Raw genomic sequence first — 19,004 nt, forward strand, 5'->3', positions numbered from 1 at the left:
GTGTGAGCGCTCACAATGGGTCGCCGTAGCCCGGGCTCCCGGCCAACTCCACACATCTCAGAGGTCAGCCACTCCGGCGGAGTATCGTCGAACCGGTTCGACGATCGACCGGCCGGAGCGGCGGCGAGGAGGACGTCTCAGCAACACCGCAGGACCCATCGGCATCACCAACGCACGCGACGAATCAGGAGCAGCAACGATGGTGCTTACGAGAGCAACACGAGTACGCGCCGCCGCCGTGTCGGCCACACTCGCGACGCTCGGCGCCGGCCTCACCGCCGGCGGCCTCGCGGCGCCGGCGGCGGCAGCCGACCTCCCGGCTCCCCTCGTTCACTACGAGTTCGACGCCGACGACCTGACCACCGGCGTGGTCACCGATTCCTCCGGCAACGGCCTCGACGCCGCCCTCGTCAACGGCGCCAGCGCGACGCTGGTCGACGGCGCCGGGGACGGCCACGCGATCGACCTTCCCGGCGGGGCCCCGACCTCGACCGGGGCCTACGTCCGGCTGCCGCGGCAGATCCTCGACGGCGCCACGGACCTCACCGTGTCGACACGCATCCGCTGGGACGGCACGACCGCGCCCTGGCAGTGGATCTACGCGCTGGGCACGAACACGACCCGGTACCTGTTCAGCACGCCGTACAACGGCGACGGCCGGCTGCGCACCGCGGTGACCACCGGCGGTGGCGGCGCCGAAGCGCAGGTCACGGGCGGTGCCGCCCTGCCCGCCACCGAATGGAAGACCCTCACGGTCACCCTGGACACGGCGGCGGACCGGATCACCACGTACCTCGACGGCGCCGCCGTCGGCTCGGCGTCCACCACCATCGGCGCCGGGGACCTGCTGACCGCGACCGCCACCTCAGCCGGCTTCATCGGGCGGTCGTTCTACCAGGACCCGCTGTTCGCGGGTGCGGTCGACGACTTCCGCGTGTACCGGGCCGCGTTGACCCCCGAGCAGGTCGCGGAGGACTTCGGCGGCACGGTGCCCACGCCGACCGGCATCGCCCAGACCTCGTTCGACGTGCGCACCTCCATCGGCACGGCGCCGAGCCTCCCGGCCACCATCCCGGCCACGTTCAGCGACGGATACCCCCGCGCCGTCCCGGTGACCTGGGATGCCGTCGACCCGGAGGACTACGCCCAGCGCGGCACCTTCACGGTGGACGGCACCGCCGGCGAGTGGACGGTGACGGCGACCGTCACGGTCGTCCGCGAGGGCGAGCTGATCATCGACCTCGGCCAGGACACCGGCCCGTTCCACGGCGGCGCGTCGGGCACGCTCTACGGCCTGTACGGCCAGGACGTGCCGACGAACAACCTGATCGAGGGCATGAAGCTGCGCACGGTGTCCACGAAGGCGCAGGACGGCCCGCAGCACCCTGGCGCCGATGCGCTGGAAGTGGTGAAGCCCCTGGCCGACAGCACCGACGGCGATGTCTACATCTACATGACCGACATCCACCGGGGCTTCCCGTACCAGTGGCCGGGCGACTCGCCCGAGGAGAAGCTCGACCTGTACGTCGAGAAGATCGAGACCCAGGTCGACCAGGTACTGCAGCTACCGGCGGAGTACCAGGACAACATCGTCTTCGTGCCGTTCAACGAGCCCGAGGGCAACATGTTCGGCACCGGCCAGTGGAGCTACAACCGGGTCAGCTGGCTCAACGACCCGACGCACTACTTCGCCGCCTGGGACGAGATCTACCGCTTGATCAAGGGCAAGATGCCGGAGGCCCGCATCGCCGGCCCGAACACCAGCGTGCTGTACAGCCAGGTCATCGGCTTCATGGAGCACGCCATCGAGGCCGGGACGGTCCCTGACGTCGTCACCTGGCATGAGCTCAGCCATCCCGAGCAGGTGCGGACCAGCGTCGCCCGCTACCGCCAGTGGGAGCGGGAGTTCTTCGCCGGCACGCCGTACGAGGGCACCGAGCTGCCGATCAACGTGAACGAGTACGCGTTCAACTACCACACCTCGGTGCCTGGCCAGATGATCCAGTGGATCTCCGCCATCGAGGAATCCAAGGTCGACGCGGACATCGCCTACTGGAACATCGACGGCAACCTCTCCGACTCCGCCGTGCAGGCGAACCGGGCCAACGGCCAGTGGTGGCTGTTCAACGCCTACGCCGGCATGACGGGACACACGGTCCAGGTGCGGCCGCCGTTCCCCGGCCAGAACTACACCCTGCAGGGCGTCGCCACCCTGGACGACGAGAAGTCGCAGGCCAGGGCGCTGTTCGGCGGCTCGGACGGCAACGCGTTCATCGAGTTCCGGAACGTGCCGGACGACCTCGGCGACAGCGTGCACGCCTGGATCCGGGAGATTCCGTGGACCGGCCAGATCGGCGACTCCGCGCAGCCGGAGATCGTCGACGAGCGCGTCGTCGAGGTGAGTGACGACGGCACCGTCGCGTTCGACTTCGGCGGCGACCTGCCCGAGCTGGCGGCGTCGTCGGCCTACGAGATCGTGCTCACGCCCGCCGGCGACGGCACGCCCACCGCTGTCGCGCCGACGCTCTGGGAGCGCAGCTACGAGGCCGAGGACGCGGCGCACACCGGGTCCGGCTACAGCCGCAACGGGCCGGAGGGCTCGCCGTCGGACGTGTCGAAGTTCTACACCTCGGGCGGCTATGATGTCGGCGGTCTGCGGACCGGCTCGGACCTGACGCTGGACTTCACCGTGGACGTCCCGCGGGACGGCACCTACGACGTCAGCGTCTTCGCGAACTCGCTGAACACATACGCGGCGGTGCAGGATCAGGGCCCGACCAACGTGTTCCTGCGCGTCGACGGTGCGGCCGAGCAGGAGCTCTTCCTGCCGCTGGGCTACAAGTGGGTGGTCTGGGACCACACCGACACGACGGTGGAGCTGACCGCCGGCACGCACACCATCACGCTGGCCGCTCGGAGCCTCGACGGCACCCGCGCGACGAAGGGCGACGCGATCGTCGACCGGATCCACCTCTCGCTCGCCAACCCGGAAGCCACCAGCGACAGCTACGAGGCGGAGCTGGCCGATCTCGACGGCGCGAGCACCGTCTACGACGACCCGCGGCTGGAGCGGCGCGGCGCCTCCGGTGCCGGCGGCGTGGAGGTCCGGCCCGGCGAGAGTGCGACGTTCTGGGTCTACTCGGCCGCCGACGCCGAGGCCACCCTGCGCCTGCACACGCTGGGAGGGGGTGTCGCCGACCTCGCGGTCAACGGCCGCGACGTGCTGCTTGCCGGGCCGACGACGTCCGCCGTGGCGGTCTCGCTCTCCGGCGGGATCAACAAGGTCACCGTCACCGGGGTCACCGGGGCCGCGCTACTCGACCGGCTGGAGGTCGTGCAGGCGACCGAGACGCTCGCCGAGCAGGTCTACGAGGCGGAGGACGCCACCACTGCCGGCACCGCCGAGGTGGCGGAGTTGTCGCTGGCCAGCGGCGGCGCGGCCGTTACCGGCGTCGGCGGCACACCGGGCAACGGCAACACCCTGACGTTCGAGGTGACGGCGCCCGCCGCCGGCACGTACGCGATGCGGGTGCGCTACTCCAACCCGGAGCAGTCACCGGCATCGCACTACAACCCCGATCCGATGGCGCGCCGCGCCGACCTCACCGTCAACGGGCAGGACGCGGGCCGGGCGCTCTTCCCGCACTCGTTCCACCAGAACAACTTCTGGGACCTCACCGTCCCGGTGGAGCTGCGGAAGGGACAGAACACGATCAGGTTCGCGTCGGAGGAGCAGCCCAACTTCGACGGCGTGACCTACGCGTCCGACACGTGGCCGGGCATTCCGCTGCGGTCGCGGTACGCCCCGGTGATCGACAAGATCACCGTTGCGCCGTACAGCGGGCCGAGGCTGCGATGACGCCGGCGAACTGACCGGCCTCCGGCGGCGCGCCGGAACCTCGAGCGCGCCGCCGGGGACCGACAATCGTCGAACCGGTTCGCAAATGTCAGGAGGAAGAGTGGTCACGATCGGTGACGTCGCCCGGGCGGCCGGGGTCTCCCGCAGCACGGCCTCGTACGCCCTGTCGGGCAAGCGGGCGATCTCCGCCGAGGTCCGGCAGCGGGTCAACGACGCCGTGCTCCGGCTCGGCTACACCCCGAACGCCGGCGCCCGCGCGCTGGCGACGTCGCAGACCATGGTGATCGGGCTGCTGGCCCAGTTCCTCGAGGACGAGTTCGCGCCGGCGATGTTGGAGTACATGCTCGGTGTCTCCGACACCGCGCGCGAGCTCGGCTACGACACGCTGCTGGTCACCGACGCCGACGGCGCCAGCGCGCTGCGGCGCATCACCGACTCGCGGATGGTCGACGGGCTCGTGCTGCTCAACGTCGCGCAGGACGACGTCCGCCTCCCGGTGCTGCGCGCGGCACCGCAGCCGGGTGCGCTGGTCGGCCTGCCCGGCGACTGCTCCGGCCTGGACGTCTTCGACCTCGACTTCGAAGAGGCCGGCCGGATGATGGTCGACCACATGCACCGGCTGGGCCACCGCGAGCTGATCCTCGTGTCCCAGCCCGAACACGTCGTCGAGCGCGGCGGCGCCTACGTCTGGCGGCTCCAGGACGCCGCCCTCCAGCAGGCCCGGCTGCGCGGCATCACCCTGCACGCGGTGTTCGGCGAGTCGCGGCAGCCCGCCGTCGGGCGGTCGCTGAACGGCCTGCTGGACAGCTACCCGGATGCGACCGGGCTGCTGCTCAACAACGAGGCCGCCGCCGCGGCCCTCCCCACCGTCCTGCACGAGCGCGGGCTCACCGTGCCGGACGACCTGTCCGTCATCGGCCGCTACTCCGACGGGTTCGCCCGGGTCTTCTCCCTGCCGTACTCGTCCATCGAGAGCGCCCCGGACCGACTCGGCCGGATGGCCGTCCGCCAGCTGGTCCGCCGCATCGAGTCCGAGGCCGGCCGCGCCGAGCCCTACGTCGTCCGGTTCGTCGCCCCGGAGCTCGTCGACCGGAAGAGCACGGCCGCCCCCCGAACGTGATTCACACCCCATCCGAGGAGGAAACGCAGTGAAGCGTCCATCCACAACGGCGCGCGCCCGATTCAGGTCAGTGGGCGCGGCCGGGTCCGCCGTACTCGTCGTCACCGCCATGGCCGCCTGCTCGTCGTCCGGCGACGACGGCGGCGACACCGAGACCTCGTCCGACACCTACACCTGGTGGGACCCGTATCCGCAGCACGACGAGACCTCCGACTGGGCGCAGCGGGTCGCGGCCTGCGGCGACGAGGCCGGCGTCACCATCGAGCGCACCGCCTACGACACCACCGCGCTGACGAACCAGGCGCTGCTGGCCGCGCAGGAGGGCACCGCGCCGGACATCATCCTGCTCGACAACCCGGCCGTCTCGACGCTGGCCGACACCGGCATGCTGACGACGATGGAGGAGTTCGGCTTCGACACCTCCGCGATCGACGAGAACCTGCTGGCGGCGGGCGTCGTCGACGGCGACGCCTACGGCATCCCGATCGGCGCGAACACGCTGGCCATCTACTACAACCAGCAGATCCTCGACGCCTCCGGCGTCGACCCCGCCTCGATCACCGACTGGGCCTCGCTCACCGCGGCGCTGCAGCAGGTGACGGCCGCCGGGCACAAGGGCATCACGTTCGCCGCCATCGGCACCGAGGAGGGATCGTTCCAGTTCCTGCCGTGGTTCTGGGGCGCCGGAGCCGACCTGCGCGACCTCGACTCCGCCGAGGGCGTCCAGGCGCTGCAGCTGTGGACCGGCTGGCTGGAGGCCGGGTACGCGCCGAACTCCGTGATCACCAACTCGCAGAACACCACCTGGGAGGAGTTCCTCACCGGCGAGTTCGCGTTCGCGGTGAACGGCACGTGGCAGGTCAACAGCGCCGCCGAGGCCGGGTTCCCGACCGGGGTCGTCTCCGTCCCCGGCGTCGACGGCGGCGCCGCGCCCACCCCGACCGGCGGCGAGTTCATCACCGCGCCCGTCCAGGACGACACGTCCCGCTACGACGTCACCACCCAGATCGTCGAGTGCATGACCACCCCCGAGGGCCTGGTCGAGACCGCGAACACGTTCGCCTACTACATCCCGCCCACGGCGGAGGGCCAGGACGCGCTGCTGTCGGAGAACCCGAGCCTGCAGCCGTGGGTCGATGCCGTCCGCACCGCGAAGGGGCGGACCAGCGACGACCTCGGCACCGACTACCCGCTGATCTCCGAGGCGCTCTGGACGGCGGTCCAGAACGCGCTGAGCGGCTCGATGAGCCCGGAGGAGGCGCTCGCCGAGGCACAGGCGAACGCGGAGTCGGCGACCGAGTGACGTCATGTCTCCGACCGTGAACGGCGCCACGGTGGTGGCGAGGGCCGAGGCGCCCGCCACCACCGCGAGCGCTCCCCCGCGCCGGCGCCGGATGCCCTCGACGCGCTGGGCCGCGCTGGCCTTCCTCGCACCCCTGGTGGCGTACCTGGCGATCTTCTACGCCTATCCGCTCTACCGGAACGTCGAGCTCAGCCTGCACGACTACACCCCGCGGGCGTTCGTCCAGGGCAACGCCGAGTTCCTCGGGCTGGCCAACTACGCCGACGTCATCGCGTCGAACACCTTCGGTCCGGCGCTGCGCAACACGGCGCTGTTCACCCTGGTGTCGATCGCGGCGCAGTACGCGATCGGGCTGGCGCTGGCGGTGTTCTTCCACCACCACTTCCGGCTGTCCGGAGTGCTGCGGGCGATGTTCCTGGTGCCGTGGCTGCTCCCGTTGATCGTGTCGGCCTCGACCTGGTCGTGGATGCTCAACAGCGAGAACGGCATCGTCAACTCGGTGCTGGAGGCGTTCGGCATCGGCCAGATCAACTGGCTGACGTCGCCGGACTCGGCCCTGTGGTCGGTGATCGTCGCCAACATCTGGCTGGGCATCCCGTTCAACCTGGTGATCCTCTACGCCGGCCTGCAGAACATCTCCGGCGACCTCTACGAGGCGGCGGCGCTGGACGGCGCCAACGCCTGGCAGCGGTTCTGGCGGGTGACGTTCCCGCTGCTGCGCCCGGTCTCGGCGATCACGCTGCTCCTGGGGCTGATCTACACGCTCAAGGTGGTCGACGTCATCTGGATCATGACCACCGGCGGGCCGGGCAACGCGTCGATCACGCTGGCCGTGTGGTCGTACCGCGAGGCCTTCGGCACCGGCCAGCCGGACTTCTCCCCCGCGGCGGCCGTCGGCAACCTGCTCATCGTCATCGCGCTGGCCGCCGGCTTCGTCTACCTGTACCTCCAGCGCAGGCAGGAGCGGACATGACCACGCACCGCCGCACCTGGTGGAAGACCGCGATCGGCCTCGTGCTGACCGCGATCATGCTCTTCCCGGTCTACTGGATGGTCAACGTCTCGCTGACGAGGACCGGCGACATGCGGGCGGACCCGCCGCACTGGTTCCCCTGGGCGCCGACGTTCGAGGGCTACGCCGACGTCTTCGGCGACCAGCTGCCGGCGCTCACGACGAGCATCCTGGTCGGTCTCGGCTGCGTCGCGCTCACGCTGCTGATCTCCGCGCCCGCGGGGTTCGCCCTCGCCCAGCTCCGGCCGCGCGGATCGGGCGTCCTGAGCTTCGTGCTGCTGGTCGCGCAGATGATCCCCAGCGTCGTCATGGCCATGGGCTTCTACGCCATCTACGTGCGGCTGGGCTGGCTGAACACCGTCTGGGGACTGATCATCGCCGACTCGACGATCGCGGTGCCGTTCGGCGTGCTGCTGTTCACCGCGTTCATGTCCGGCATCCCGCGCGAGCTCGTGCAGGCGGCGAAGGTCGACGGCGCGAGCACCTGGCGGACGTTCCGGTCGGTCGTGCTGCCGGTGAGCCGCAACTCGGTGCTGACGGTGTCGCTGTTCGCGTTCCTGTGGGCGTGGTCGGACTTCATCTTCGCCTCCACGCTGAACCGCAATGGCGACCAGATCCCGATCACCCTGGGCATCTACGCCTACATCGGCAACAACACCACCCAGTGGAACTCGATCATGGCGACCGCCGTGGTCGCGTCCGTCCCGGCCGCGGTGCTGCTCGTCGTCGCGCAGCGCTACGTGGCCGGCGGCGTGACCGCCGGCGCCGTCAAGGACTGAACCCGAGGACGACGCATCCATGGTGACCTTCCACCCGTCCCCCACCATGCTGGAGATCCGGCACCGCCACGAGGTGCTCACGATCGAGGCGTGGGGCACCGACAGCGTGCGCGTGCGCGCGGCGCAGTACCGGATCCCGGCGGAGAGCCACGGCGCGCTGGACGAGCCGCCCGAGGCCGACCCTCCGGTGATCACGGACGGCGACGACAGCGCCCGGTTCGTGCACGGCGAGCTCACCGTCGACGTCCGGTTCGACCGCGCCGCCGCGTACCCGGAACCGCTGCTGACGTTCCGCCGCACCAGCACCGGCGCGGAGCTGCTGGCCGAGAGCCGTGAGCACTTCTGGCTGCCGGGCGCCCGGTACTTCCAGGGCAACCGTTCCGGTGCGTACGAGATCCACCAGCAGTTCGCCGCCTACCCCGGCGAGAAGCTGTTCGGGCTGGGGCAGCGCACGCACGGACGGCTCGACCTCAAGGGCCTGGCCCTCGACCTCGTGCAGCGCAACGGCGAGGTGTCGATCCCGTTCGTGCTCTCCGACCGCGGCTACGGCCTGCTGTGGAACGTCCCCGCCGTGGGCCGGGTGGAGTTCGCCGACAACGCGACCCGCTGGCACGCGGGGCAGGCGCGCGAGATCGACTACTGGGTCACCGCGGCGCCCACCCCGGCCGCGATCCTGGCCCGGTACGCCGACGCCACCGGCCACGCGCCCGAGCTGCCGGCCTGGGCCAGCGGTTTCTGGCAGTCGAAGCTGCGCTACCGCACCCAGGACGAGCTGCTGGCCGTCGCCCGCGAGCACCGCCGGCGGGGGCTGCCGCTCTCGGTCATCGTCGCGGACTACTTCCACTGGTCTGCGATGGGCGACTACCGGTTCGACCCGGACGAGTGGCCCGACCCGGCGGCCATGGTGGCCGAGCTGCGTGAGATCGGGGTCGAGCTGATGGTGTCGATCTGGCCGACGGTCTCGCCGCTGTCGGAGAACTACGCCGACTTCCGCGACCGCGGCCTGCTGGTCGGGGCCGACCAGGGGGTCGAGGCGCACCAGACCATCCAGGACAAGGGCATGGCGACGCCGATGCCGGTGGCGTTCTACGACCCGACGAACCCCGCCACCCGCGCGTACGTCTGGAACCTCGTGCGGCGCCACTACCTCGACCTCGGCATCCGGGTGTTCTGGCTCGACGCGTCCGAGCCCGAGCTGAACCCGCCGCACCCCGGGAACCTGACCCTCTACGCCGGCCCCGGCGCGGAGGTCGCGACCGTCTACCCCCGCGACAACGCTCGCCTGTTCGCCGAGGGCCTGGCGGCCGCGGGCGCGGAGCCGACGGTGCTGCTGTCGCGCTCGGCCTGGGCCGGCTCGCAGCGGTACGGCGCCGCCGTGTGGTCCGGTGACATCCCGGCGACGTGGGAGTCGCTGCGCGTGCAGGTGCGCGCCGGGCTGTCGATCGCGCTGTCCGGCATCCCGTGGTGGACCACCGACATCGGCGGGTTCCACGGCGGCGACGCCCGCGACCCCGCCTACCGCGAGCTGATGATCCGCTGGTTCCAGTTCGGCGTCTTCTGCCCGCTGTTCCGGCTGCACGGCGACCGCGAGCCGCGCACGCCGACGTCGTACGCGCAGACCGGCGGCCCGAACGAGGTGTGGTCGTACGGCGAGCAGGCCTACGAGATCATCTCCGGCCTGCTGCACCTGCGCGAACGGCTGCGCCCCTACCTGCACGAGCAGATGCGGGTGGCCGCGCGGACCGGGCTGCCGCCGATGCGCCCGCTGTTCGTGGACTTCCCCGGCGATCCGCGCGCGTGGGAGGTCGACGACGTGTTCCTGTTCGGCCCGGACGTGCTGGTCGCGCCGGTGACGTCGCCGGGTGCCCGGTCGCGCGAGGTGTACCTGCCGGCCGGGGCGTCCTGGGTGGACGCCGCCACCGGCGCGGTCGTCGAGGGCGGCACGACGGTGACCGCGGCGGCGCCGCTGGAGCGGATCCCGGTGTTCACCCGGGCCGGATCGGCCGTCAGGGTGTGGACGGAGGCGGCGGCGTGACCGCGGAGGAGACCGTCACCGGTGTCGACGCCGGTGGCGGACGACCCGTCGTGCCGGCCCGGGGCGCGCAGCGGCCGCTCGGCTTCGCCGAGGTCCGGGTGACCGGCGGCTTCTGGGCCGGGCTGCAGGCCACCAACGCCGACGCGACGCTGGAGCACTGCGAGTCGTGGATGGAGCGGCTGGGCTGGCTGGCCAACTTCGACCGCGTGGCGTCCGGCGCCACGGGGCCGGACCGGCCGGGCTGGTCGTTCTCCGACTCCGAGGTCTACAAGCTCGCCGAGGCCGCCGCGTGGGAGTACGGACGCACCGACGACCCCGCCGCCGACGCCATGGTGCGCCGGCTCACCGCCCGGATCGCCCCGGCTCAAGACGCCGACGGCTACCTCAACACCTGCTACGGGCACGGCGGGCAGGCGCCGCGGTACAGCGACCTGGAGACCGGTCACGAGCTGTACAACACCGGGCACCTGCTGCAGGCCGCCGTCGCACGGCTGCGCACCACCGGCGCCGACGAGCTGGTCGACGTCGCCCGCCGGGCCGCCGACCACGTCTGCGCCGAGTTCGGGCCGGACGGGCGGCAGGGCATCTGCGGGCACCCGGAGATCGAGGTCGGCCTGGCCGAGTTCGGCCGGGCGCTCGGCGTCGGCCGCTACGTCGAGCAGGCCCGGCTGTTCCTGGACCGGCGCGGCCGCGGCACCCTGCGCGACGTCCCGTTCGGCCGCGCCTACTTCCAGGACGACGTCCCGGTGCGCCAGGCGACCGCCTTCCGCGGGCACGCCGTCCGCGCGCTCTACCTGTCCGCCGCCGCCGTCGACGTCGCCGTCGACCTCGCAGACGACGAGCTGCTCGCCGCGATCGCCCGGCAGTGGGACCACACGGTCGAGCGGCGCACGTATCTCACCGGCGGGATGGGCTCCCGGCACCAGGACGAGGGCTTCGGCGAGGACTGGGAGCTGCCGGCCGACCGCGCGTACTGCGAGACCTGCGCCGGCGTCGCGTCGGTCATGGTGTCGTGGCGGCTGTACCTGGCCACGGGCGAGGTCCGCTACGCCGACCTGATCGAGCGCACTCTCTACAACGTCGTGGCCACCTCGCCGCGCGCCGACGGCCGGGCGTTCTTCTACGCCAACCCGCTGCACCAGCGCACCGCCGGCGGCGGCACGGACCACGACGCCGTCAGCCCGCGGGCCGAGGGCGGCACCCGGGCCGCCTGGTTCGACGTCTCCTGCTGCCCGACGAACGTCGCCCGGACGCTGGCGTCGTGGCAGGCGTACGTGGCGTCGGCGGGGCACCGCGAGCTGACGCTGCTGCAGTACGCCCCGGCCCGCATCGCGACCACCCTCGACGACGGCGACGTCCTCGCGGTCGACGTCACCACGGCGTACCCGGCCGACGGCACGGTGACGATCCGCGTGGCCGACGCGCCGGCGCACGCGGTCGCGCTGCGGCTGCGGGTGCCGTCGTGGGCCGGCGGCGCGGTGCTGAGCGAAGGCGGCCGCACCCGGGTCGTCGGGCCCGGTTTCGCCGTCGTCGACCGCCCGCTCGTCCCCGGCGAGGAGTTCCGGCTCGTCCTGCCCGTCGCGCCGAGGCTCACCTGGCCCGACCGCCGCGTCGATGCCGTCCGCGGCTGCGTCGCCGTGGAGCGCGGCCCCCTCGTGCTCTGCGCGGAGTCGGTGGACCTGCCGTCCGGCTCGCTCGACGACCTGATCGTCGACCCGTCCGTCCCGCCGGTGGCGCGGGCCGACGGCGCGGTCGTGCGCGCGGTCACCGGGGACGAGATCCCGCTCGTGCCCTACCACCGGTGGGCCGAGCGCGGGCCGTCGGCGATGCGGGTCTGGCTGCCGGCTCGGTGACGCCGCTCGCCGCTCCCACTTGACAACGTGAGCGGCGATGAGGGTTGATGATGGTGCGTCCGGGGTACAGCCCCGGCGCATCGTGGTTCGGAAGTGTGCCACTCCTCGTTCGATTCGACGGAGGGGTGCGCATGCCCACTCTGACCCCTGCCCACCACGACGACGGCGACGGCGCCCCCGGGCTCGGCCGCGCCCGGTTCGGTCCCGCTGCCGCCGACCCCCACGCCGCGGTGACGGCCCTGCTGTCCGCGGCCTGCCGCACGCTCTCCGCTGACGACCGGCGGATCCTCTACCTGCGCTTCCACTCCGGCCGGACGCCGCGCGAGATCGGGGCCGAGCTCGGCGTCACCGAGGTACAGGTGTCGCGGCAGCTGGTGCGGATCCTGCGCCGGCTGCGGACGAGCGTCGGCGAGGCCGCTGCCTGACGACGCGAACCGGCCGTGCGGGAAATCCGCGCAGCCGAGCTGTTTCGCACCGATTCGTCCGGGTATCGGCGGCCTACCGGCCGACCAGGCCGGGCCACCGGAGGGCGGTGGCGCACCAACCGAGGGGGAACCACCATGACGTACCACGAAGGCCGGCCGCCCGGCTCCGGAGTCGGGCCGGGCCGGCCGCTCGACGCGGCGGAGCCGTTGTCGGCCGGCGAGTCCGCACCCGGCGCGGCGCAGGGCGTGCAGGAGCGCGTCTCCACCACCGTCGGCACCGCCAAGGAGGAGGCGTCGAAGGTCACCGGCGAGGCCCGGCGGCAACTGCGCGACCTCACCGGCCGGACCCGCGACGAGGCGACCTCGCAGGCGCGGCAGCAGAAGGACCGCGCCGTCGGCGGGTTGCGGGCGCTGTCGGAGGAGCTGCGCTCGATGTCCGACCACTCGTCGCAGGCCGGCATGGCCGGCGACCTGGTGCGGGAGGCCGCGGGCCGGGCCGAGGACTTCGCCGGGTGGCTCGAGAGCCACGAGCCCGGCGAGCTGATCGAGGAGGTGCGGACGTTCGCCCGCCGGCGCCCGGGCGTCTTCCTCGCCCTCGCCGCCGGGGCGGGCGTGCTCGCCGGCCGCCTGACCAGGGGGATGGCGCACCCGACGAGCGGACAGGACGCCTCGTCATGAGCGGCGTGCCCCACGAGCCGGCGCACGCCGCCCAGTCCGACGCGTCGCTGGGTGAACTGCTCGGCGAGGTGAGCCGCGACCTGTCCACGCTGGTCAGGCAGGAGTTCGAGCTGGCCAAGGCGGAACTGCAGCAGTCGGCCGGCCGGGCCGGGCGCGGTGCCGGGATGTACGGCGGCGCCGGCGTGGCCGCGTGGCTGACGCTGCTGTTCCTGTCGATCGCGCTGTGGTGGGCGATCGCCGACGCGACCGGTCACGGCTGGTCGGCGCTCATCGTGGCCGCCCTCTGGGCCATCGTCGCCGCCGTCCTCGCGGCGATGGGCCGGACGGAGATGCGCCGCGTCAGAGGTGCGCCGCGGACCACCGAGACGGTCAGAGAGATCCCGGACGCGTTCAAGGGACAGGAGAACCCACGATGACCAACGATCCCGATCGGATCCGGGCCGACATCGAGCAGACCCGGAACGAGCTGAGCGACGACGTCGACGCGGTCCGCGAGCGGATGCGCCCCGGCACGATGGCACGGCGACAGGGCGAGCGCGTCCGCGGCGCGATGAGCGGGCTGAAGGACCGCGTCATGGGCGTCGCCTCCGACGTGGCCTCCACCGGCGGCGGCGCGGCCTCGTCGGTGGCCGGCGCCGCGTCGGCGGTGACGGAGAAGGCCGGCGCGGCGCCGGCGATGATGCGGGACCGCGCGGCGGGCAACCCGCTGGCGGCCGGCCTCATCGCGTTCGGCGCCGGCTGGCTCGGCGCCAGCGTCATCCCGGCGAGCCGGGCCGAACGCCGCGCCGCCGCGACGGTGAAGGAGCAGGCCTCCGGGATGGCGCAGGAGGCGTCGTCCATGGCCCGCGAGGTCGCCGACGACCTGCGCGAGCCCGCGCGCGAGTCCGCCGAGGCGGTGCGCTCCACCGCCCAGGACGCCGCACAGGCCGTCCGCGACGAAGGACGCGGCGGCTGACCCGTCCCGCCGGCATGGCACGGCGATCCTGACGGCGACCACAGGGAGGGAGGTCTTCGACGCTGTCTACGCCCGCAAACTCCAGGAGGTGCTGGGCGGGCAGTACGGCGAGATCACCGTCGCCATGCAGTACGGGTTCCAATCATGGAACGTCCACATCCCCGGCAAGTACCGCGACCTGCTCTTCGGCATCGGCACCGAGGAGTTCGGCCACGTCGAGATGCTCGCCACCATGATCGCGCAGCTGCTCGAGAAGGCGCCGGTCGGCGTGACCGAGGACGCCGTGCAGGACGATCCCACGGTCGCGGCCGTCGTCGGCGGCACGGACATCCAGCACGCCATCGTGGCCGGCGCCGGCGCTCGGCCGGTCGACAGCATGGGCAACCCGTGGTCGGCGTCGTACATCTCCGCCAGCGGCAACCTGCTGGCCGACTTCACCGCCAACGCCAACGCCGAGATGCAGGGCCGGCTGCAGGTCGCGCGGCTCTACCACATGACCGACGACGCCGGTGGCCGCGATCTGCTCGCGTTCCTGCTGGCCAGGGACACCATGCACCAGAATCAGTGGATCGCCGCGGCCCGCGAACTGCGGGAGGAAGGACTGGAGGACCTGCCGGTGCCGAGCAACTTCCCGTTGTCGCAGGAGAACCGCGACATCGCCTACCAGTACATCAACTTCTCCGACGGCGAGCACGCCGGCGAGGGCGCATGGGCCGGTGGTCCCACCCCGGACGGCAAGGGCGAGTTCCAGTACGTCCCGCAGCCGCCGGACGGTGTCCCGATGCCCTCGCCGACGCGTCCGGACTCCCGGCTCTACGGCACCACCGACGTGCCGAACGTCGTCGAGAAGGCGGCCGGCAAGGTGCAGGACGTCCTCCACGACGAGTGACCTCGCGCCGGAGCGCCGACCCCGCCGCCCGCCCGTGTCATGCGGGCGTGCGGCGGTCCGCGACGACGGCGATGGTGGCGTAGTTCATGGTGAAGCTGCCGCCGTGGTCGTCGATGACGTTCCCGAGCCCGTCGAGGAGCGTGGCGAGCCGGTCTGCGGGGATACGGTGGTGGCCGCCCGCCGTCGGGACCTGATCGAGCCAGGCCTCCCGGGTGACGGTGGCCTGCCAGTCCAGGCGCAGCCGTCGCGGCTCGGTGAAGGCTCCGGTCTCGCGGATGCCGTCGGCGGCCCGGGCCAGGATGCCCTGCTCGTACCCCTCCACCGCCGAGAGCCCTCCCGCCCAGGGAGTGAACGGGAGCCCGGTGTCCACGCGGCGGTAGACCTCGCCGAACGCGGCGGCGATCTCCGGGGCGGGGTCGCCGGCGTTCCAGAAGAGGGCGATCCGCCCGCCCGGTCGCAGCAGGCCGGCCGCCTTGGCCGCACCGCCCGCCGGGTCGATCCAGTGCCATGTCTGCCCCGCGACGACGGCATCGAACCGGGCTGCTCCGGCGTCCCAGTCCTCGAAGCGCGCCACCTCGACCGCGAAGCCGCGGGAGCGCGCGACCCCGGCCATGCGCGCATCGGCCTCGACGCCGACGACGTCGGCGCCGGCCTCGCGGAACGGCAGCGCGGACAGTCCGGTGCCGATCCCGACGTCGAGGACCCGGCCGCCGGGCAGGCCGGCGAGAACCGCGTCGGCGAGGGCCCGCGGGTAGCGGGGCCGGGCGCGGTCGTAGCGATCGGCGTCGGAGCCGAAGGACTCGGCGATCTCGCGGTGCAGATGAGGCGACGGTTCGGGCTGCGGCGGCGGTAGAGTGACCATGCGCCCACTCTAAGTGGGCGAGCGCCCATTCGTAAAGTCGCAGGAGGGAACCATGCCGACCGGCGTCGCCCTGTCCGATGCCAGGGCGCGGCTGTTCGCGGCGGCCGAACGGGTCGTGACGCGCGACGGAGCCGGCGGGCTGACCAGCCGTGCCGTGACCGAGGAGGCCGGGGTCGCCAAGGGGGTGCTGCACCGTCACTTCGCGGACTTCGACGACTTCCTGGCCGAGCTGGTCCGCGACCGCATCGGCCGGCTCCAGGCGGAGGTCGGCGAACTGACAGCCGCGGCCGGCTCGACGACGCTGGTGTCGCAGGTGGCCGAGGCGCTCACCCGGACCTTCACGCCGGTGAACCTGGGCCTGGTCAGTGCGGCCATGGCGCGCGACGGTCTGCGGGCCCGGCTGCGGCCCACGACACCCCATGGCATCCCGATCCTGACCGAGGCCGCCACCGCGTTGTCCGCCTATCTGGACACCGAGCGCCGCCTGGGGCGCCTGACGCCGCGGACGGACACCGGCACGCTCGCGCTGACCCTCATCGGCACCGGCCACCTGCTCTTCGCCGGCGAGCTCGGCGGACTGCCGGACGCCTCCGCCGTCCGCGAGGTCGTCGAGGCGATCACCGTCGGCGCCGAGCCGGGCGCCCGGCCCTGAGCCCGTCGTCAGCTGGTGGCGCCGGCGACCGGCTGCCGGAGGATGGTGCGAAGCCTCTCCGGTGCCGTTCGGCGAGGGTCGCTGAGGTAGATCTCGTGGTGCTTGCCGACCATGCGAAGGCCCTGGCCCGGGATGTAGTCGTGGTGCATGCGCGCCAGCACGCCGGCTTCGTCGTCGAACGGGCCGATGTGGAGGGTCTGCACACAGCGCCCCTCGGCCAGCGACTCCAGGCGCACGTCGCCCAGCCGCGCGGGGCGGTTCCTGGCAGCGGCCTGTGCCATCGCGGCCTCGACCAGCTGCTGGTCGATCCAGGGCGGGGTCATGAGCATCATGGTCCAGTCCCACCGCGACTTGTCGCGCGCCGAGGTGAACGCCGCCATGTCGTCGGCCCACCACAGGCCCTCCAGGGGTGGGACGACGTAGTCGCGCCCGAGTTCGCGCTTGCTCGCGAACTTCAGCTTGTAGGCCACCGGGTACAGCGCCTGGAGGGCCTCGGTGTAGGCGGCGGACGTGTTGGGATCGCCGTGGCCGTCGATCATGAGGTACCGCAGCTCCGGCACCTCGACGATCCGGAACTCGTCGCGTTTCGCCCGGTAGGAGTCGAGGGTCTTCGTGAAGTCAGTCTTGCCGGTCATCGGGCACCTCGACTCGGCTGGCGGGCCGCGACCTCTCCGCCTCCACGAGCGGCCGCACCTCGATCTTCCGGTCGCAGATCTTCGACGCCTCGGTGGCGAGCTCGAGCGCCACGTCCAGGTCGGGCGCCTCCCACACCCAGAGGCCGGCGAGGTACTCCTTCGACTCCACGAACGGCCCGTCGCTGAACACGGCCTGCTCGCCCCGGTTGTCCACGACCGTGGCCGCGCTGGTGTCGGCGAGTCCGCCCGCGAACACCCAGTAGCCCTCGGCGATCAGTCGTTCGTTGAATTCGCTGATGGCAGGCTGCCGGTCCGTGCTGCCGGGGTTGCTCTTGTCATCGATCACGGAAACCAGATACCGCATCTGACGATCATCTCCCATGGGTGTCACGACGTCGCCCTTCCCGCGGGCCCATCCGCCGCACTCTGCTCGGTGCCGGCCCGTCGTGGGCGGCCTCACCCCTGCGACGAACACCACCGCCCCGCTTCGACAGCGCTCGCCGGAAGAAATTTCGCGCGGGCTGTCGAGACCGGCCGGGCGGCCCTGGCGGTCCAGTTCATCGCCGGAGGGGCGAGCAAGCTGCTCGCCACCGAGCCGATGGTGACGATGTTCGACGACATCGGAGCCGGGCAGTGGCTCCGGGTGTTCGTCGGCATCCTCGAGCTCGCCGGCGGCGCCGGCCTGCTGGTACCACGGCTGGCCGGACCGGCCGCCGCCGGCCTGATCGCGCTGATGGCGGGCGCGGCCGCCGTCAACGTCCTCGCGCTGACAACCGCGCCCGTCCTGCCCCTACCAGCCGCAAGCCGCCATCGCCGCCGTCCACGCCGAGGCCGAGCGGTTCGCCGACACCGACTGGCGCCAGATCGTCGCCCTCTTCGACGTCCTGCTCCGGGTCTCGGCCGACCCGGTGATCAGGCTGAACTCGGCCGTGGCGGTGGCGATGCTCCGCGGGCCGGCCGCCGGCCTCGAGCTCCTCGATCAGCTCGCCGCCGACCCCCAGCTGGCCGGCCACCACCGTCTGGCCGCCGTCCGCGCCCATCTGCTCGAGCAGTCGGGCGACCACTCGGCCGCCCGCGAGGCCTACCTCGAGGCCGCCAAGCGCACGACCAGCCTCCCCGAACAGCGCTACCTCCGCGCCCGCGCCGACCGGCTCCGCACCGCCGCCGGCGACCCGTCGCGGTGAACGCCTGAACCGGCCGTCGAGACCGGCGCTCAGCGCTCGCTCGAGGCGGGAACCACGACGTCGATTCCGGCAGCCGCAGCGGCGCGCCCGAGTCGTTCGTCCAGCGTCACCAACGCGACACCATAGTGCTGGGCCAACGCGACATAAGGTGCGTCGTACGGGCTCACGTTGTGGCGTCGATCCCAGATCATCGCGAGCAACCACGCTTCGGGCCCCGTGGAGCGGACCTCGGCGTTGCGGACCGCAACGGCAAAGGCGTCAGCCTGCTCCGTGGTGATCAGGCCGGCAGACTCGTATCGGCGAATGGTCCGCAGCACCTCGATGGGAGCGTGCGCCGGCGCCGCCCACTCGGGATCGTCGGTCAGCGTCTGCCTGCAGGCATCTCCCGCGATGCTGCTGTCGATCAGGGCTCTGACCCACACGCCTGCATCGACGACGATCATCCGGCTACTGGGCCGCGATCAGCCTGGACGCCGTCGTCACGACCCTCGCGGATGATCCGCTCGGGACTCAGCGCGGCAGGAAGCGCCCGACGGTGCGCAGCGGTGGACTCGAACACGGCCGCATTGCGTGCGAAACGAGCCTCACGTCGAAGGACATCGAGCAGATATGCCTGCATCGACTGACCGAGCGAAGCCGCCCTCTGCGCGATGATGTCACGCACGTCCTCGGGAACATCCCTGATCTGCAGCGCCACCGTCATACATGCATTTTACATGCATCAGGCGCACCGTCACCGGTGAAACCAATCTGTTGCAACATA

Annotated in this window: 18 protein-coding genes and 2 pseudogenes; 15 read left to right on the forward strand and 5 right to left on the reverse strand. The window is 72.2% G+C overall.

From position 1 onward, the window contains the following. Positions 1–199: 199 nt before the first annotated feature. From DY240_RS19295 to DY240_RS19350, 12 genes are all read left to right on the forward strand, one after another. Entirely contained in the window at positions 200–3,859 is a 3,660-nt protein-coding gene (locus tag DY240_RS19295; RefSeq protein WP_119661473.1) for a LamG-like jellyroll fold domain-containing protein, read from the forward strand. A gap of 100 nt (positions 3,860–3,959) precedes the next feature. Beyond that, entirely contained in the window at positions 3,960–4,979 is a 1,020-nt protein-coding gene (locus DY240_RS19300; protein WP_119661474.1) for a LacI family DNA-binding transcriptional regulator, read from the forward strand. Positions 4,980–5,049: 70 nt separating this feature from the next. Continuing rightward, complete coding sequence (locus DY240_RS19305) at positions 5,050–6,282, forward strand: sugar ABC transporter substrate-binding protein (protein ID WP_199701799.1); 1,233 nt, start codon at positions 5,050–5,052, stop codon at positions 6,280–6,282. Between the two features lie 4 nt (positions 6,283–6,286). Next, positions 6,287–7,255: a carbohydrate ABC transporter permease gene (locus DY240_RS19310; protein WP_119661475.1), complete on the forward strand. Its 969-nt coding sequence runs from the start codon at positions 6,287–6,289 to the stop codon at positions 7,253–7,255. Next, positions 7,252–8,073 carry a carbohydrate ABC transporter permease gene (locus DY240_RS19315; RefSeq protein ID WP_119661476.1) on the forward strand — a complete coding sequence of 274 codons (822 nt, stop codon included), beginning with the start codon at positions 7,252–7,254 and terminating at the stop codon, positions 8,071–8,073. Before DY240_RS19310 ends, DY240_RS19315 begins: the two co-directional genes overlap by 4 nt. Positions 8,074–8,092: 19 nt before the next feature. Further along, a complete protein-coding gene (locus DY240_RS19320; protein WP_119661477.1) occupies positions 8,093–10,108 on the forward strand; it encodes a glycoside hydrolase family 31 protein in 2,016 nt (671 codons plus the stop codon). Then, the gene (locus DY240_RS19325; protein WP_119661501.1) at positions 10,105–11,961 is read left to right on the forward strand and encodes a glycoside hydrolase family 127 protein; all 1,857 of its coding nucleotides are present in this window, start codon (positions 10,105–10,107) and stop codon (positions 11,959–11,961) included. Before DY240_RS19320 ends, DY240_RS19325 begins: the two co-directional genes overlap by 4 nt. A gap of 131 nt (positions 11,962–12,092) precedes the next feature. Further along, positions 12,093–12,386 carry a sigma factor-like helix-turn-helix DNA-binding protein gene (locus DY240_RS19330; protein ID WP_199701801.1) on the forward strand — a complete coding sequence of 98 codons (294 nt, stop codon included), beginning with the start codon at positions 12,093–12,095 and terminating at the stop codon, positions 12,384–12,386. Positions 12,387–12,521: 135 nt separating this feature from the next. Continuing rightward, on the forward strand, positions 12,522–13,064 hold the full coding sequence (locus tag DY240_RS19335; protein ID WP_119661479.1) for a hypothetical protein: 543 nt from the start codon (positions 12,522–12,524) through the stop codon (positions 13,062–13,064). Next, entirely contained in the window at positions 13,061–13,480 is a 420-nt protein-coding gene (locus DY240_RS19340; protein WP_119661480.1) for a phage holin family protein, read from the forward strand. The genes DY240_RS19335 and DY240_RS19340 overlap by 4 nt, the downstream gene beginning before the upstream one ends. Further along, positions 13,477–14,019, forward strand: a complete 543-nt coding sequence (locus tag DY240_RS19345; RefSeq protein WP_119661481.1) for a DUF3618 domain-containing protein — start codon at positions 13,477–13,479, stop codon at positions 14,017–14,019. Before DY240_RS19340 ends, DY240_RS19345 begins: the two co-directional genes overlap by 4 nt. Positions 14,020–14,044: 25 nt before the next feature. After that, positions 14,045–14,908: a manganese catalase family protein gene (locus DY240_RS19350; RefSeq protein ID WP_119661482.1), complete on the forward strand. Its 864-nt coding sequence runs from the start codon at positions 14,045–14,047 to the stop codon at positions 14,906–14,908. A 37-nt stretch (positions 14,909–14,945) separates the two neighbouring features. On the opposite strand, the gene DY240_RS19355 is transcribed toward DY240_RS19350, so the two are convergent. Next, the gene (locus tag DY240_RS19355) at positions 14,946–15,770 is read right to left on the reverse strand and encodes a class I SAM-dependent methyltransferase (protein WP_119661483.1); all 825 of its coding nucleotides are present in this window, start codon (positions 15,768–15,770) and stop codon (positions 14,946–14,948) included. A gap of 52 nt (positions 15,771–15,822) precedes the next feature. Between DY240_RS19355 and DY240_RS19360 the strand changes: the two genes are divergently transcribed. Then, complete coding sequence (locus DY240_RS19360; RefSeq protein ID WP_119661484.1) at positions 15,823–16,422, forward strand: TetR/AcrR family transcriptional regulator; 600 nt, start codon at positions 15,823–15,825, stop codon at positions 16,420–16,422. Between the two features lie 8 nt (positions 16,423–16,430). Here DY240_RS19360 and DY240_RS19365 read toward each other — a convergent pair whose 3' ends face one another. Further along, positions 16,431–17,057, reverse strand: coding sequence for a GyrI-like domain-containing protein (locus DY240_RS19365; RefSeq protein WP_119661485.1), 627 nt, complete (start codon positions 17,055–17,057; stop codon positions 16,431–16,433). Continuing rightward, the gene (locus DY240_RS19370; RefSeq protein ID WP_119661486.1) at positions 17,041–17,421 is read right to left on the reverse strand and encodes a YciI family protein; all 381 of its coding nucleotides are present in this window, start codon (positions 17,419–17,421) and stop codon (positions 17,041–17,043) included. Before DY240_RS19370 ends, DY240_RS19365 begins: the two co-directional genes overlap by 17 nt. Before the next feature lie 69 nt (positions 17,422–17,490). Here DY240_RS19370 and DY240_RS34145 point away from each other — a divergent pair. Together DY240_RS34145 and DY240_RS33415 are read left to right on the forward strand one after the other, a co-directional pair. Beyond that, positions 17,491–17,796, forward strand: a pseudogene (locus DY240_RS34145) (DoxX family protein); the annotation flags it as partial. Between the two features lie 49 nt (positions 17,797–17,845). Next, positions 17,846–18,241, forward strand: a pseudogene (locus DY240_RS33415) (RNA polymerase sigma factor); the annotation flags it as partial. Positions 18,242–18,270: 29 nt separating this feature from the next. On the opposite strand, the gene DY240_RS19380 reads toward DY240_RS33415, so the two are convergent. Both DY240_RS19380 and DY240_RS19385 read right to left on the reverse strand, forming a co-directional pair. Further along, positions 18,271–18,684: a type II toxin-antitoxin system VapC family toxin gene (locus tag DY240_RS19380; protein WP_119661487.1), complete on the reverse strand. Its 414-nt coding sequence runs from the start codon at positions 18,682–18,684 to the stop codon at positions 18,271–18,273. Beyond that, on the reverse strand, positions 18,681–18,944 hold the full coding sequence (locus tag DY240_RS19385) for a FitA-like ribbon-helix-helix domain-containing protein (protein WP_119661488.1): 264 nt from the start codon (positions 18,942–18,944) through the stop codon (positions 18,681–18,683). The genes DY240_RS19380 and DY240_RS19385 overlap by 4 nt, the downstream gene beginning before the upstream one ends. Positions 18,945–19,004 lie beyond the last annotated feature (60 nt).

Origin of the sequence: Jiangella rhizosphaerae, assembly GCF_003579925.1 — a bacterium.
Taxonomy (GTDB): Bacteria; Actinomycetota; Actinomycetes; order Jiangellales; family Jiangellaceae; genus Jiangella; species Jiangella rhizosphaerae.

Coding starts and splice junctions, on each gene's coding strand:
- DY240_RS19295 (WP_119661473.1), top strand. CDS start 200: ATGGTGCTTACGAGAGCAACACGAGTACGCGCCGCCGCCGTGTCGGCC.
- DY240_RS19310 (WP_119661475.1), top strand. CDS start 6,287: ATGTCTCCGACCGTGAACGGCGCCACGGTGGTGGCGAGGGCCGAGGCG.
- DY240_RS19315 (WP_119661476.1), top strand. CDS start 7,252: ATGACCACGCACCGCCGCACCTGGTGGAAGACCGCGATCGGCCTCGTG.
- DY240_RS19320 (WP_119661477.1), top strand. CDS start 8,093: ATGGTGACCTTCCACCCGTCCCCCACCATGCTGGAGATCCGGCACCGC.
- DY240_RS19330 (WP_199701801.1), top strand. CDS start 12,093: ATGCCCACTCTGACCCCTGCCCACCACGACGACGGCGACGGCGCCCCC.
- DY240_RS19335 (WP_119661479.1), top strand. CDS start 12,522: ATGACGTACCACGAAGGCCGGCCGCCCGGCTCCGGAGTCGGGCCGGGC.
- DY240_RS19340 (WP_119661480.1), top strand. CDS start 13,061: ATGAGCGGCGTGCCCCACGAGCCGGCGCACGCCGCCCAGTCCGACGCG.
- DY240_RS19345 (WP_119661481.1), top strand. CDS start 13,477: ATGACCAACGATCCCGATCGGATCCGGGCCGACATCGAGCAGACCCGG.
- DY240_RS19355 (WP_119661483.1), bottom strand. CDS start 15,770: ATGGTCACTCTACCGCCGCCGCAGCCCGAACCGTCGCCTCATCTGCAC.
- DY240_RS19360 (WP_119661484.1), top strand. CDS start 15,823: ATGCCGACCGGCGTCGCCCTGTCCGATGCCAGGGCGCGGCTGTTCGCG.
- DY240_RS19365 (WP_119661485.1), bottom strand. CDS start 17,057: ATGACCGGCAAGACTGACTTCACGAAGACCCTCGACTCCTACCGGGCG.
- DY240_RS19370 (WP_119661486.1), bottom strand. CDS start 17,421: ATGCGGTATCTGGTTTCCGTGATCGATGACAAGAGCAACCCCGGCAGC.
- DY240_RS19380 (WP_119661487.1), bottom strand. CDS start 18,684: ATGATCGTCGTCGATGCAGGCGTGTGGGTCAGAGCCCTGATCGACAGC.
- DY240_RS19385 (WP_119661488.1), bottom strand. CDS start 18,944: ATGACGGTGGCGCTGCAGATCAGGGATGTTCCCGAGGACGTGCGTGAC.